Source organism: Hafnia psychrotolerans (genome assembly GCF_014639435.1).
Lineage (GTDB): Bacteria > Pseudomonadota > Gammaproteobacteria > Enterobacterales > Enterobacteriaceae > Ewingella > Ewingella psychrotolerans.
This window is the reverse complement of sequence record NZ_BMFZ01000001.1, coordinates 308,178-320,730: the sequence shown is the minus strand read 5'-3', so window position 1 is coordinate 320,730 and position 12,553 is coordinate 308,178. Positions and strand designations below refer to the sequence as shown.

Here is a 12,553-nt window from a genome sequence, read left to right as displayed (position 1 = left end):
ACGGTGTAATATGGCGAGAATTTCTTCTATTTTATGGCTATCTAACGGATTATCACTATGACTTATCGCGTTATCGCTCTCGACCTTGATGGCACCTTACTTGACCGTCAAAAACGTATCCTGCCGGAATCCCTGGCTGTGCTGGCCGAAGCCCGCTCTCAGGGTATTAAGGTCATTATTGTCACTGGCCGCCACCACGTAGCTATCCATCCGTTTTACCAGGCATTACAGCTCGATACTCCGGCTATCTGTTGTAATGGCACCTATTTGTACGACTATCAGGCACGTAAAGTCATCACGTCGGATCCGATGGACAAAATACAGGCCAAAAAAGTGGTCGACTTGCTGGATTTTCACGGTATTCACGGGCTGCTGTATGTTGATGATGCGATGCTGTATCAAGATGCAAGTGGTCACGTAAGCCGTTCGATTGCCTGGGGTGAAACGCTGCCGGAAGGGCAACGTCCCAATATTGTGCAGGTCAATAATCTGCGTGATGCCGCTGATGAAGCGCACTCGATCTGGAAATTCGCCACCTCGCATCAAGACCTTGATGCTCTGCATACCTTCGCCGCACAGGTAGAAAACGAGCTGGGCCTGGCCTGTGAATGGTCATGGCACGATCAGGTGGATGTCGCGAAAGGTGGCAACAGTAAAGGCCGTCGTCTGCAGGAGTGGGTGGAGTCCCAAGGGATGAGCATGCAGGATGTGGTGGCCTTCGGCGATAACTTCAATGATCTCAGTATGCTGGAAAATGTCGGTTTGGGCGTGGCGATGGGCAATGCCGTGGATGCGATAAAAGAACGCGCCGCACTGGTGATCGGCGATCACGAACAACCTGGCATTGCCGAGGTGATCCGCACCAAAGTACTGGCTTAAATTCCCCGGTAACGCCATAACAGGGCACGCTCAGGTGCCCTATACTTCATGTCTAAAAACCTTTAGCGGCTCAGCGATACACTTTTAATCTGTGCGTACAGCCACTGGCCAGGGCGCACCATCAGTTCGTCACGCGCCCAAGGCGTAATTCGCGCCCAGAGAATATGGTCAGCCATCGCCAGCTTAACTTCTACCTGCGCGCCGATATCCAGACATTCCAATACCTTGGCAGGCAACACATTACGGATACTGCTGTTGTTGGCTGTCGGTTGCAGCACCAGAGAGACGTCAGCGGCGTTGACTCGTACGCGTATCGGTGTCCCTTCTGGGGCATCAACTTTGCTAATCCACAGACGCTGATCGCCAATGGCCAGCGCGGTCATCTCATAGCGTTGGTGGTGCTCAAGCACGCTGACATTAAGTACGCTACTCTGCTCCTCACGCGGTAACCACGGGCGCAAAATGTTACTGGCCCAAACGGTTTCCAGATCCCCCATGGCCAGCACGTTGCCGTTATCCAGCACCAGCACTTTGTCGGCTAACCGCAGGATCTCATCCAAACTGTGTGTCACATATAAAATGGGGATACTGACTTCTTTCGCCAGTTTTTCCAAATAGGGCATCAGCTCGCGTTTACGTGGTAAATCGAGCGCTGCCAGCGGTTCATCCATCAGCAGGATTTCCGGTGCAGTCAGCAGCGCACGGCCAATCGCCACGCGCTGTTTTTCACCGCCGGAGAGCGTCAACGGAAAACGATCGAGCAAAGGTTCAATCCCGAGGAGCCGCACAATGCTATCAAATTTACCGCGCATCGATGCCGCCATACCGTATTGCAGGTTTCCCTTTACGCGATAGTGCGGGAACAGGCGCGCATCCTGAAAAACGTAACCGATACGGCGCTTTTCAGGTGGCAGGAAAATCTTATTTTCAGCATCTGAGAGCATTCTGCCATTGAGCGAAATGTGCCCGCTATCGGGCTTCGTCAGCCCGCCGATGGCGTTGATCAGCGACGTTTTTCCTGCACCGGACAATCCGAAAATCGCGGTGATGCCCTGAGCTGGCAAGATCTGCGAAACCTGTAAGTTGAGAGCCCCCAGTTGCTGGCTGAAATCCAGTTCAAGCATGTTCAGCCTCCCAGCCGCGTACGGCTGCGTTTTGCCAGCCAGTCAGAAATCAGTAATGCCGCCAGAGACAGCAGGATCGCCAGCACGCACAACCGTGCTGCCGCACTTTCCGCGCCGGGGGTTTCAATCAAGGTGTACATCGCCAGCGGGATGGTACGGGTTTCGCCGGGGATATTCGATACGAAGGTAATAGTCGCGCCGAATTCGCCAAGCGAACGCGCAAACGCCAGCACCACACCGACAATAACGCCGGGAACCGATAACGGTAAGGTGATGGTAAAAAATACCCGCCAGGGTGATGCGCCCAGCGTGCGTGCCGCGAGTTCCAGTTTGGAGTCAACCGCTTCCAGAGACTGGCGGATCGCCCGCACCATCAGCGGAAACGCCACCACGGCAGACGCCAGCACCGCACCGTGCCAGCTGAAACTGAAGCTAAACCCGAACCAATCATATAACCACTGCCCCACCACGCCCCTGCGGCCCATCACCACCAGCAGCAGATAGCCAACCACTACCGGCGGTAGCACCAGCGGTAAATGGATAATGCTGTCGAGCAACGATTTGCCGGGGAAATGACAACGGACCAAGATCCATGCCATCAGAATACCAAGTGGCAAACTACACACTACGGACAAGCCCGATACTTTCAGACTGAGAAATACCGCCTGCCACTCATATTCGCTCAGTATCATGTCGCTTTGTTATTCCTGAATTTTTGTGTTGCTAAAGATAAAATATCGGCATAAATCGCAAACGCTTTAATTAACATGCTGATTATCAGCATCCGGCAGCCACAAAATCTCCGTTTCCACTGACCGGGATCACCGAGAAAAATAGCACCATCGCAAAAAGTATCAGTAAAACACCCGCAAACAGCATCAAAGCTTTGCTGCCATGTTGCCAGTGCGCCAGGCCATTTTTCGCATTAATTTTCATGACTTTTTCGCGGGCATGAGTCACCAGCGTCGCAACAATTGTAATCGACAGCGCAGTGCCCAGCGCCATACTCATTGCCGCTGCCATTCCCCAGCGAAACATCCCGACCGCATTGGCGAAGACCAGAATCAGGATAGCGCCGCTACAAGGGCGGATCCCAATCGATAGAATCACCCACAGACGTGAGGCGAAAGTCCCGCTGAGGTCATCCGGCATCGATAAATGTTTGTGCCCGCAACCACAAGTTTCTGCGGAATGAACCTGATTAAATACCGCTTTCGGCGGGTTGATGAGCGGAGAGAAAGCGGGTAGACGGCGTTTCGTATTTCTACGCCACGGCGTGAATCCAAAGGCGCGGGCAAGCGTGATCAAACCAAAAAACGCAATAAATACGGCACTGGCTTTTTCGACATACCAGCGGCTGAGGCTCAGATCACCCATTGAGAAATTAAATATCACCGCCAGCAGCCATACGAAGGCAATCGCCACTACGCCCTGCATCATACTTCCGGTAAAAGAGATTAACCGGCTGATGGCCATCTTTTCGCGGCTGGTGCTGAGATAGGTGGTGATGACGAATTTCCCATGTCCCGGCCCGACGGCGTGTAAGAGGCCGTAGATAAAGCCGCTGGTGACTAAAAACAGGCCGCCGCTGTACTGACCATTACGAATTTCCAATAAATACAGCACCAGATAGCGATGCATAAAGATTTGCATGCTGATGCAAATCTGCACGAAATCCCTCCAGTACTCCCACGCCACCAGCAGAACCACAATCAGCGCAATAATGATCACCACATTGGCTAACACCCACGGGGCGATGCGGAATCTGTTATTCAGGGTATTAAGCATCATAAACACCTGTAATGGCGGGAAACTTTGGAATTCTATTATTGCACAGCATAATGAAAAAAATAGGGATTTGAGACACGTTCATCCCCGCTGGAAAGAACGTGTCGGGAACAGCGAAATCGCGAAATTAACCGCGCGGCGTGAAGCCGTATTTTTTGAAGATCTCAGCCGCCGCCGGGGTTTTCAGATAATCATAAAACGCGGTGACAACAGGATTTTCATGGCCTTTCACTATCGCCATCAGGTACTCCACCGGTTTATGACTTGCCGCTGGGAATACTCCAATAACTTTCACTTTTTTACTGGCAATAGCATCAGAACCGTAAACGATGCCTAGCGGCGCTTCTTCGCGTTCGACCAGCGCCAGAGCGCCACGGACGTCACTGGCGCGCGCCAGTTTAGGTTCGAGCACGGTCCAGGCACCCAGTTTTTGCAGTGCTTCTTTGGCATAAATGCCTGCCGGAACGTGATCCGGATCGCCAACCGCTAAACGGCTATCACCAATCAGTCTCAGCCACTCGGTTTTTTCTGAGATATCGACTTTATTGATTTTGCTGGTTTTGGCAGAAATCAGCACCAGCTCATTACCGAGCAACGTATAACGGGTGTTATCGACAATTTGCTGTTTGTCGATGGCATAATCCATCCATTGCTGATCGGCAGAAATAAACAGATCGGCTGGGGCGCCCTGCTCAATCTGACGTGCCAGCGTGGACGATGACGCAAAAGAAGAGACGACCTGTACGCCCTTTTCTTTCTGATACTGCGTGGCAATATCCTGCAATGCGTTGGTCAGCGATGCGGCGGCAAAGACGGTGATTTTATCCGCAGCCTGCGCCTGAATGCTAAAACCGGCAACCAGTACACTGGCAGTCAGCATTTTATTCCATGACATTTTCATACGTTTTCCTCGTTAGATGAAGCGCCTCGTTATATAAACGGAAATATAGCGCGAAAAGAGGGAACATAGTTTGATTTATTGGCGGGAATTTGAATAACTTGATGGTTGTTGATCTTAGCCATAAAAAAACCCGGCCTCATGGCCGGGCTTCAGAATACGTTAATGCCGTTTCAGTTCTGTTGCGGATGCTTGCGCTTTTCTTTGGAGTGGCCAACGCCGGAGATAACGTTACACACGGTGCCTATACCCCAAATCATTCCTAGTATCAAAGCGATAAACAGTGGGACCATGATCACCACAAAGATCAAACTTTCCAAAATCTCTAACATGATAGCCTCATTTAACTGGCTGACACACGCCTAAATGGCGGTGGTAAAACATAACTGTTATCGATAATAGCAGCCGCAGCATGAGATTACTTTAGCTTTTAACCGACTTGGCGCGGCAAAATACCTCATGCGGTTTAAGTCACTCAGCATATCGACGACAATACTGCATCATCTTTAGAGGAAGTCCTATATGCAAGCTGAAATCCTGTTAACGCTCAAACTACAGCAGAAAATTTTTGCCGATCCGCGTCGTATTGAATTGCTCAAGCAGATCAAGATCACCGGCTCAATCAGCCAGGGCGCGAAACTGGCGGGTATCAGCTATAAAAGCGCCTGGGATGCCATTAACGAAATGAATCAGCTGGCAGATCAAACGCTGGTCGAGCGCAGTACCGGCGGTAAAGGCGGAGGCGGCGCTATTCTGACGCGTTACGGGGATCGACTGATTCAACTGTATGACCTTCTGGCAAAAATTCAGCAAAAAGCCTTCGATGTATTAAAAGAAGATACGTTGCCACTCGACAGTCTGCTGGCCGCCATTTCCCGCTTCTCATTGCAAACCAGCGCCCGTAATCAATTCTTCGGCAGTGTGGTGGGACGCGATCATCAGAAAGTCCAGCAGCACATCGACGTCCTGCTCAATGACGGTAACACCCGAATTCGTGCCGCCGTAACCCAGCAAAGCGCCGATCGTCTGGCACTCTCGCCTGGCAAGGAAGTGCTGGTGCTGATCAAAGCGCCGTGGATCACGCTGACAGCCCAGGCTTCCAGTTCCCATAACTCCCTGGCAGGTAAGGTGCTGAGCATTCAATACGGTGCTGAAAACAGCGAAGTGCTGGTCAGCCTTGAAGGCGGTGAGACATTATGCGCGACAGTGGCTGAGTCTGAGATTGAGCATCTGAAATTGCAGGAAGGGCAGAATGTGTTCGCCGAATTTGATGATGACAAGGTGATCATTGCCACGCTCTGCTAATAATAGGCCTTTATATCAGTATATTGCACAACCAGAATTGACAATTTTCAGAATTGTCAATTGACATCGATGACTGATGCGCTTATCCCTTAACCATAATATTGCCACTATAAATGGATGAGACATGTCATCGTTGCGTATCTCGCAAGGCATTTTCCGCCTTAGCGATACCCGAATCCTTACCCTGCATGAATTATGTATTAATCAGGGCGAAAGCTGGGCTTTTGTCGGCTCGAACGGCAGCGGCAAGTCAGCGCTGGCTCGTGCACTTGCCAGTGAACTGGTGATGCTGCAAGGCGAGGCTGAGAGCACCTTCAGTAAGGTCGTGCGCCTCTCTTTCGAACAGTTACAGAAACTGGTGGAAGAAGAGTGGCAGCGTAACAACACCGATCTACTGAGTGAGGGCGAGGACGATACCGGCCGCACTACCGCCGAAATGATTCAGGAACAGATTAAAGACCCGCAACGTTGTGCCGCACTGGCCGCTCAGTTTGGTATGACTAAACTGCTAGATCGCCGCTTTAAATATCTCTCCACCGGTGAAACCCGCAAAACCCTGCTGTGCCAGGTATTGATGCAGCAACCCGATTTACTGGTGCTGGACGAGCCTTTCGACGGACTTGACGTCAATGCCCGTGCGCAACTGGCAGAACTGCTCGCCGGGTTGGCGCAGCAAGGGCAAACGATGGTGATCGTGCTAAACCGCTTCGATGATATTCCCTCGTTTGTTCAGCACGTCGGCGTCCTGGCGGATTGTACCCTGGCGATGGTCGGCCCACGAGAAAGCGTCATGGCCGATGCGTTGGTGGCGCAGCTCGCACACAGTGAAAATCTTAAAGGAATGGCCCTGCCAGAGGCGGAAGACACGAGCCAGCGCGTCAGGCCCGCTGGCGACGGCCCGCTGATTATCTTGCGCAATGGCGTCGTGGAATATAACGATCGTCCTATTTTACATCACCTCACCTGGCAGGTTGATCAGGGCCAGCACTGGCAGATTGTCGGTGAAAATGGTGCAGGGAAATCGACCTTACTCAGTTTGATCACCGGTGATCACGCCCAGGGTTACAGCAATGATTTGACGTTGTTTGGCCGTCGTCGCGGTAGTGGCGAAACCATTTGGGACATCAAACGTCATATCGGCTATGTCAGCAGCAGTCTGCATCTCGATTACCGTGTAAGTTCCAGCGTACGCAACGTCATTACCTCTGGCTTTTTCGATTCCATTGGTATTTATCAGGCAGTGTCTGACCGCCAGCATTTTTTGACCAGCCAGTGGCTGGAACTGCTCGGCCTTGGCGGGAGTCAAGGTGACGCACCTTTTCACAGCCTATCCTGGGGCCAACAACGTCTGGCACTGATTGCGCGTGGCTTAGTCAAACATCCGGCGCTGCTGATTCTTGATGAGCCCTTACAAGGACTGGACCCGATCAATCGCCAACTGGTGCGGCGTTTTGTGGATGTCATGATTGGCGAAGGTGATACTCAGTTGCTGTTTGTCTCGCACCACGCTGAGGATGCGCCCGAGTGCATCACTCACCGCCTCTCGTTTATCCCAGATGGTGATATTTATTGCTATCAACTGGATGCATTGAAGTAAAAACCTTCCATATCCTAAATCATTCGAGTTGCAGCGCCGCGGCAATTGAATGAATATCCGGGAACATGGTCAGCCATGTTCCCGGCGCGAATAAAGGCAGCCAGCCATGCTGCGGCTTGAAGTGTGACAAGTCTAAATACGTGAGAGAATTCTGTTGTGTTGCGGGATTCATTCTAATGTAATCGATTACACTTATTGTCTACGCTGCATCTTGGCACTCTCCCTCGGCCCTTGCACTGACTGTCTAAAACCCCCTGAGAGTGTTAAACTTGACGTGTAAGCGATTCCATATAATTTGGCACTGATCACCTTTTTCAACATTCCTGCATGATATTGTTGTCCCACATTACTATCGAGGAGCATTTATGTACGTCTTAGTCACTGGTGGTAGCGGTTACATTGGCAGTCATACCTGTGTGCAACTGATTGAAGCGGGCTATACGCCGATCATCGTTGATAATCTTCATAACAGTAAGGCCAGCGTGCTCGAACGAATCAATACGCTGACCGGCAAAACACCACTGTTCTATAAAGGCGATATTCGCGACCGCGCCATCCTCGATCAGATCTTCAGCGAGCACAAAATCCACTCGGTGATCCACTTTGCGGGCTGGAAAGCCGTGGGTGAATCTGTCGCCAAACCACTGGCGTACTACGACAACAACGTCGCAGGTACTCTGGTATTGGTTGAAGCCATGCGTGACGCTGGCGTGAAAAATCTGATTTTCAGCTCCTCAGCGACAGTTTATGGCGACCAGCCGAAAACCCCTTACGTCGAAGACTTCCCAACCGGCAATCCTTCCAGCCCTTACGGGCGGAGCAAGCTGATGGTTGAACAAATTCTCGAAGATGTGCAGCGAGCTGAAACCGAATGGAGCATGACGCTGCTGCGCTATTTCAATCCAGTGGGTGCGCATCCGTCAGGCCTGGTTTATTGCACAGGTCGCCGTGGGCCGCCGCGAATCGGTCTCTATTTTCGGCAACGACTACCCAACACCCGATGGCACAGGCGTGCGCGATTATATTCACGTGGTCGATCTGGCTGACGGCCATATCGCCGCGATGAAAAACCTGAGCAACAAAGCTGGAGTGCATATCTATAACCTTGGCGCAGGCTTCGGCCACAGCGTGCTGGACGTCGTGAATGCCTTCAGTAAAGCCTGCGGTAAACCTGTGAAATATCACTTTGCTCCGCGTCGCGACGGCGATTTGCCAGCCTATTGGGCTGATCCGACCAAAGCGGCTAATGAATTGAACTGGCGTGTCAGCCGGTCGCTGGAAGATATGGCTAACGACACCTGGCTGTGGCAATCGAAAAATCCGCAGGGTTATCCGGACTAAACACCGGATAACAACCCGAATAAAGGAAAAAGCATGTCAGAATTCAATCCTGTCGATCACCCGCATCGACGCTATAACCCACTGACTGATCAGTGGATCCTTGTCAGCCCACACCGAGCCAAACGTCCGTGGCAGGGCCAGCAGGAAACGCCGTCGCAGGAGATCCTGCCGCAGCACGATCCTGACTGTTTTCTTTGTCCGGGTAATACCCGAGTCACTGGGGACGTCAACCCTGATTACACCGGCACTCATGTTTTCACCAATGATTTTGCGGCACTGATGCCGGATACACCATTTGCGCCGGAAAGTAAGGATCCCCTGATGCGGATGCAACTGACGGTGGCTGCGCTGGAAGAAGTGGTGAAAACGTGGCAGGAGCAGAGCGCCGATTTAGGCAAGACCTACCCTTCGTTTACAGCGCGCCTATTATGAGCAGCAAGGCTCGCCAATGCTGGTCGACTACGCGCAACGTGAATTGGCCGATGGCAGCCGCACCGTGGTGGAAACCGAACACTGGCTGGCCGTCGTACCTTATTGGGCCGCCTGGCCATTCGAAACCTTGCTGTTACCGAAGGGACATGTTCAACGCATTACCGATCTCACAGATGCACAGCGCAGTGATTTAGCCTTGGCGCTGAAAAAACTGACCAGCCGTTACGACAATTTGCTACTCGGAAGGCGACCACAGTCACTGGCAGCTACATGCGCATTTTTATCCGCCGCTGTTACGTTCGGCGTCGGTACGTAAATTCATGGTCGGCTACGAGATGCTGGCTGAAACTCAACGCGATTTGACCGCTGAACAAGCGGCAGAACGTCTGTGTGCGGTGAGTGATATTCATTATCGTGAGGCCGGAGTAAAATAATGAAACTGAAAAACAAGACCCTGGACATTTTTGAGCAAAAATTCGGCTACCCGGCCACCATCACGATCAAAGCGCCGGGTCGTGTCAATCTTATCGGCGAACATACCGACTACAATGACGGTTTCGTTCTTCCCTGCGCAATTGACTACGCAACCGTGATCGCCTGCGCGCAGCGTAATGATCGCCAGATCCGTGTGGTCGCAGCAGATTTTGGCAATGAAGAAGATCTCTTCTCCCTCGATGAACCGATCCTCAGCAGCAAAACCCATCCTTGGGCCAACTATGTGCGCGGCGTGGTGAAACACCTCATGCAGCGCAACAACGATTTCTCTGGCGCCGACATGGTCATCAGCGGAAACGTGCCGCAAGGTGCGGGCCTCAGCTCTTCGGCATCGCTGGAAGTGGCCGTCGGCCAGGCATTGAAATCCCTGTATGACCTGCCGCTTGACGGCGTGGCGCTGGCGCTGAACGGCGATTTCTGCTCTCGGTAAACAAGGTCACGCGCTGTTGATCGACTGCCGCTCGCTGGAAACTCGCGCAGTCTCCATGCCGAAAAACGCCGCCGTGGTGATCATCAACTCCAACGTGAAACGCGGTCTGGTAGACAGTGAATACAACACCCGTCGCGAACAGTGTGAAACAGCGGCCCGTTTCTTTGGTGTCAAAGCACTGCGAGACGTTGACCCTTCTCTGTTTTTCTCCATTGCTGACGAACTTGATCCGGTAGTTTCCCGCCGCGCCCGTCACGTGATCACTGAAAATGATCGAACCCTGGCAGCCGCTGATGCGCTGGCCGCCGGTGATTTGAAAAAGATGGGCGAACTGATGGCGGACTCTCATGCATCAATGCGTGATGATTTTGAGATCACCGTTCCGCCAGTCGATACCTTGGTCGAGATCGTCAAAAGCGTGATCGGCGACAAAGGCGGCGTGCGTATGACCGGTGGTGGTTTCGGTGGCTGTATCGTGGCACTGATCCCGATTGATTTGGTGGATGCCGTGCGCGAAACTGTCGCCCGCGAATACCCGGTGCAAACCGGCCTGAAAGAGACATTTTATGTCTGTACCGCTTCGCAAGGAGCCGGGATATGCTAAAACCAGAAAATACCTTGCTGGCACCGGATGGCGAACCGTTCGAACGGGTTACCCTGAAGAACGCGAGCGGTACTACGGCCACATTGATGGATTGGGGTGCGACCTGGCTTTCGCTTGAATTACCGCTGGCTGAGGGCGAGAAACGCGAACTATTACTGGGCTGTGAAAACCCACAGGCTTATATCAACCAGAATGCCTATCTGGGTGCAACAGTAGGGCGTTATGCTAACCGTATTGCCCGCTCACAGATTCAGATCGACGGTAAGCCGCATCTGCTGGTCGCCAATCAGGGCGTACATCAGTTGCACGGCGGACCGGAAGGTTTCCATGCGCGTCGCTGGAAAATCGTGTCGCAGGATGGGCAGCAAGTCAGCTTCCAGCTGTTTTCAGCCGACGGTGATCAGGGCTATCCAGGTGACATGACGGCTGAAGTTCAGTATCAACTGACCGATGACAACCGTCTTGAGATCCGCTACACCGCGACGGTGGATAAGCTCTGTCCGGTAAATCTAACCAATCATGCCTATTTTAATCTCGACGGCGAAGGTAAAGATGCACGTCAACAAACGCTGCAATTGTTTGCTGACCGTTTCCTCCCCATCGACAGCGACGGTATTCCCTGCGCGGACCCGACCGCCGTTGAACACACCGGCATGAATTTCAACGCACCAAAAACACTGGCCAAAGACTTCCTGAGTGACCGGGATCAGCAACGTGTTAAAGGTTATGACCACGCTTATTTGCTCAACCGCAGCTGCAACAGCGGTGAACATCCAGCCGCACATCTGTGGTCTGCAGACGGTAAAGTGAAAATGAGCGTGTTTACATCGGCCCCAGCCCTACAGCTATACAGTGGCAATTTCCTGAGTGGTACGCCAAATCGCACCGGCGGAACCTATGCTCAATATCAGGGCGTCGCGCTGGAGAGTGAATTCCTGCCCGACAGCCCGAACCACTCAACCTGGCCTCAGCCAAGCTGCTGGATAAAACCTGGTCAGACCTACCTCTCACAAACGGTTTATCAATTTTTCGCATTATAAATTGAGCTAATACGATATCTGCAGGGCCGAAAGGCCCTGTTTTTTAGCATTCCGTATTCAGACTGTCATCTTCCTGTGAAATGTGATCGCCTGCTCATCCCGCTACGTTTTTCTTGTGCTAAAGCGCCTTTGCCCATCTACGCTTATGAGATGTCCTGCCAATGGGACGCCTGATAAGGAATCTGTTATGCGTTTAACCGTGATACTACCGCTGCTCACTACCTTGTTAATCGGTGGTCAGGCGCTGGCCGCTGACACGACGAAAGCCCCTTCTGCCGCGCAATCTGCGCAACGTCAAAAAATGACCGACTGTAATCAACAAGCCACCGGTCAGTCACTCAAGGGCGATGAGCGCAAAAATTTTATGAGTCACTGCCTGAAAGCAGAAACCAAGCCCGATAAGAAAATGACAGAGCAGCAGAACAAGATGAAAAACTGTAATGCCGATGCAGGGAAAAAACAGCTTAAAGGTGACGCCCGTAAGGCCTTTATGAGTACCTGTCTGAAAAAAGCCCGCTAACGGCTGAAGTGAACGCTTAAATTCGCTATGGTGAAAGGACATTGAGCGGCACAGTTGGCAAAACACCGTGAGATTCAGATTGCCGTCTGCGACGCTCAGA

11 protein-coding genes and 3 pseudogenes are annotated in these 12,553 nt (G+C 52.1%); 9 read left to right on the top strand and 5 right to left on the bottom strand.

Annotated elements, in window-relative coordinates:
- Positions 1-57: 57 nt before the first annotated feature.
- Entirely contained in the window at positions 58-879 is an 822-nt protein-coding gene (locus IEV89_RS01470; RefSeq protein WP_188469695.1) for a pyridoxal phosphatase, read from the top strand.
- 62 nt (positions 880-941) lie between these two features.
- Here the strand turns inward: IEV89_RS01470 and modC are convergent, their stop codons facing one another.
- The 5 genes from modC to IEV89_RS01445 form a co-directional block, all read right to left on the bottom strand.
- A complete protein-coding gene (modC, locus tag IEV89_RS01465) occupies positions 942-2,003 on the bottom strand; it encodes a molybdenum ABC transporter ATP-binding protein ModC (RefSeq protein ID WP_188469693.1) in 1,062 nt (353 codons plus the stop codon).
- Positions 2,004-2,005: 2 nt separating this feature from the next.
- Positions 2,006-2,695, bottom strand: coding sequence for a molybdate ABC transporter permease subunit (modB, locus tag IEV89_RS01460; protein WP_188469691.1), 690 nt, complete (start codon positions 2,693-2,695; stop codon positions 2,006-2,008).
- An 85-nt stretch (positions 2,696-2,780) separates the two neighbouring features.
- Positions 2,781-3,794 carry a nickel/cobalt transporter gene (locus IEV89_RS01455; RefSeq protein WP_229746330.1) on the bottom strand — a complete coding sequence of 338 codons (1,014 nt, stop codon included), beginning with the start codon at positions 3,792-3,794 and terminating at the stop codon, positions 2,781-2,783.
- A gap of 124 nt (positions 3,795-3,918) precedes the next feature.
- Positions 3,919-4,692, bottom strand: a complete 774-nt coding sequence (gene modA / locus IEV89_RS01450; RefSeq protein WP_188469689.1) for a molybdate ABC transporter substrate-binding protein — start codon at positions 4,690-4,692, stop codon at positions 3,919-3,921.
- 170 nt (positions 4,693-4,862) lie between these two features.
- The gene (locus tag IEV89_RS01445) at positions 4,863-5,021 is read right to left on the bottom strand and encodes an AcrZ family multidrug efflux pump-associated protein (protein ID WP_188469687.1); all 159 of its coding nucleotides are present in this window, start codon (positions 5,019-5,021) and stop codon (positions 4,863-4,865) included.
- Between the two features lie 190 nt (positions 5,022-5,211).
- On the opposite strand from IEV89_RS01445, the gene modE reads away from it, so the two are divergent.
- The 8 genes and pseudogenes from modE to IEV89_RS01410 all read left to right on the top strand — a co-directional run bounded on the left by modE (position 5,212) and on the right by IEV89_RS01410 (position 12,453).
- Complete coding sequence (gene modE / locus IEV89_RS01440) at positions 5,212-5,994, top strand: molybdenum-dependent transcriptional regulator (RefSeq protein ID WP_188469685.1); 783 nt, start codon at positions 5,212-5,214, stop codon at positions 5,992-5,994.
- A 124-nt stretch (positions 5,995-6,118) separates the two neighbouring features.
- Positions 6,119-7,591, top strand: coding sequence for a molybdate ABC transporter ATP-binding protein ModF (modF, locus tag IEV89_RS01435; protein ID WP_188469683.1), 1,473 nt, complete (start codon positions 6,119-6,121; stop codon positions 7,589-7,591).
- Positions 7,592-7,956: 365 nt separating this feature from the next.
- A pseudogene (gene galE, locus IEV89_RS01430) lies at positions 7,957-8,932 on the top strand (UDP-glucose 4-epimerase GalE).
- 33 nt (positions 8,933-8,965) lie between these two features.
- Positions 8,966-9,364, top strand: a complete 399-nt coding sequence (gene galT / locus IEV89_RS21585; RefSeq protein WP_229746329.1) for a galactose-1-phosphate uridylyltransferase — start codon at positions 8,966-8,968, stop codon at positions 9,362-9,364.
- Positions 9,365-9,380: 16 nt separating this feature from the next.
- Positions 9,381-9,798 (top strand): annotated as a pseudogene (gene galT / locus IEV89_RS21580) (galactose-1-phosphate uridylyltransferase).
- Positions 9,798-10,893, top strand: a pseudogene (galK, locus tag IEV89_RS01420) (galactokinase). Before galT (IEV89_RS21580) ends, galK begins: the two co-directional pseudogenes overlap by 1 nt.
- A complete protein-coding gene (gene galM / locus IEV89_RS01415) occupies positions 10,887-11,933 on the top strand; it encodes a galactose-1-epimerase (protein ID WP_188469681.1) in 1,047 nt (348 codons plus the stop codon). Before galK ends, galM begins: the two are co-directional and overlap by 7 nt.
- 187 nt (positions 11,934-12,120) lie before the next feature.
- Positions 12,121-12,453 (top strand): PsiF family protein, encoded by a 333-nt coding sequence (locus IEV89_RS01410; protein WP_188469679.1) that lies wholly within the window; start codon positions 12,121-12,123, stop codon positions 12,451-12,453.
- Positions 12,454-12,553: the final 100 nt, after the last annotated feature.

Bases quoted from the DNA above. Each gene is read 5' to 3' on its own strand.
- IEV89_RS01470 (WP_188469695.1), top strand. From the start codon at position 58: ATGACTTATCGCGTTATCGCTCTCGACCTTGATGGCACCTTACTTGAC.
- modC (WP_188469693.1), bottom strand. From the start codon at position 2,003: ATGCTTGAACTGGATTTCAGCCAGCAACTGGGGGCTCTCAACTTACAG.
- modB (WP_188469691.1), bottom strand. From the start codon at position 2,695: ATGATACTGAGCGAATATGAGTGGCAGGCGGTATTTCTCAGTCTGAAA.
- IEV89_RS01455 (WP_229746330.1), bottom strand. From the start codon at position 3,794: ATGATGCTTAATACCCTGAATAACAGATTCCGCATCGCCCCGTGGGTG.
- modA (WP_188469689.1), bottom strand. From the start codon at position 4,692: ATGAAAATGTCATGGAATAAAATGCTGACTGCCAGTGTACTGGTTGCC.
- IEV89_RS01445 (WP_188469687.1), bottom strand. From the start codon at position 5,021: ATGTTAGAGATTTTGGAAAGTTTGATCTTTGTGGTGATCATGGTCCCA.
- modE (WP_188469685.1), top strand. From the start codon at position 5,212: ATGCAAGCTGAAATCCTGTTAACGCTCAAACTACAGCAGAAAATTTTT.
- modF (WP_188469683.1), top strand. From the start codon at position 6,119: ATGTCATCGTTGCGTATCTCGCAAGGCATTTTCCGCCTTAGCGATACC.
- galT (WP_229746329.1), top strand. From the start codon at position 8,966: ATGTCAGAATTCAATCCTGTCGATCACCCGCATCGACGCTATAACCCA.
- galM (WP_188469681.1), top strand. From the start codon at position 10,887: ATGCTAAAACCAGAAAATACCTTGCTGGCACCGGATGGCGAACCGTTC.
- IEV89_RS01410 (WP_188469679.1), top strand. From the start codon at position 12,121: ATGCGTTTAACCGTGATACTACCGCTGCTCACTACCTTGTTAATCGGT.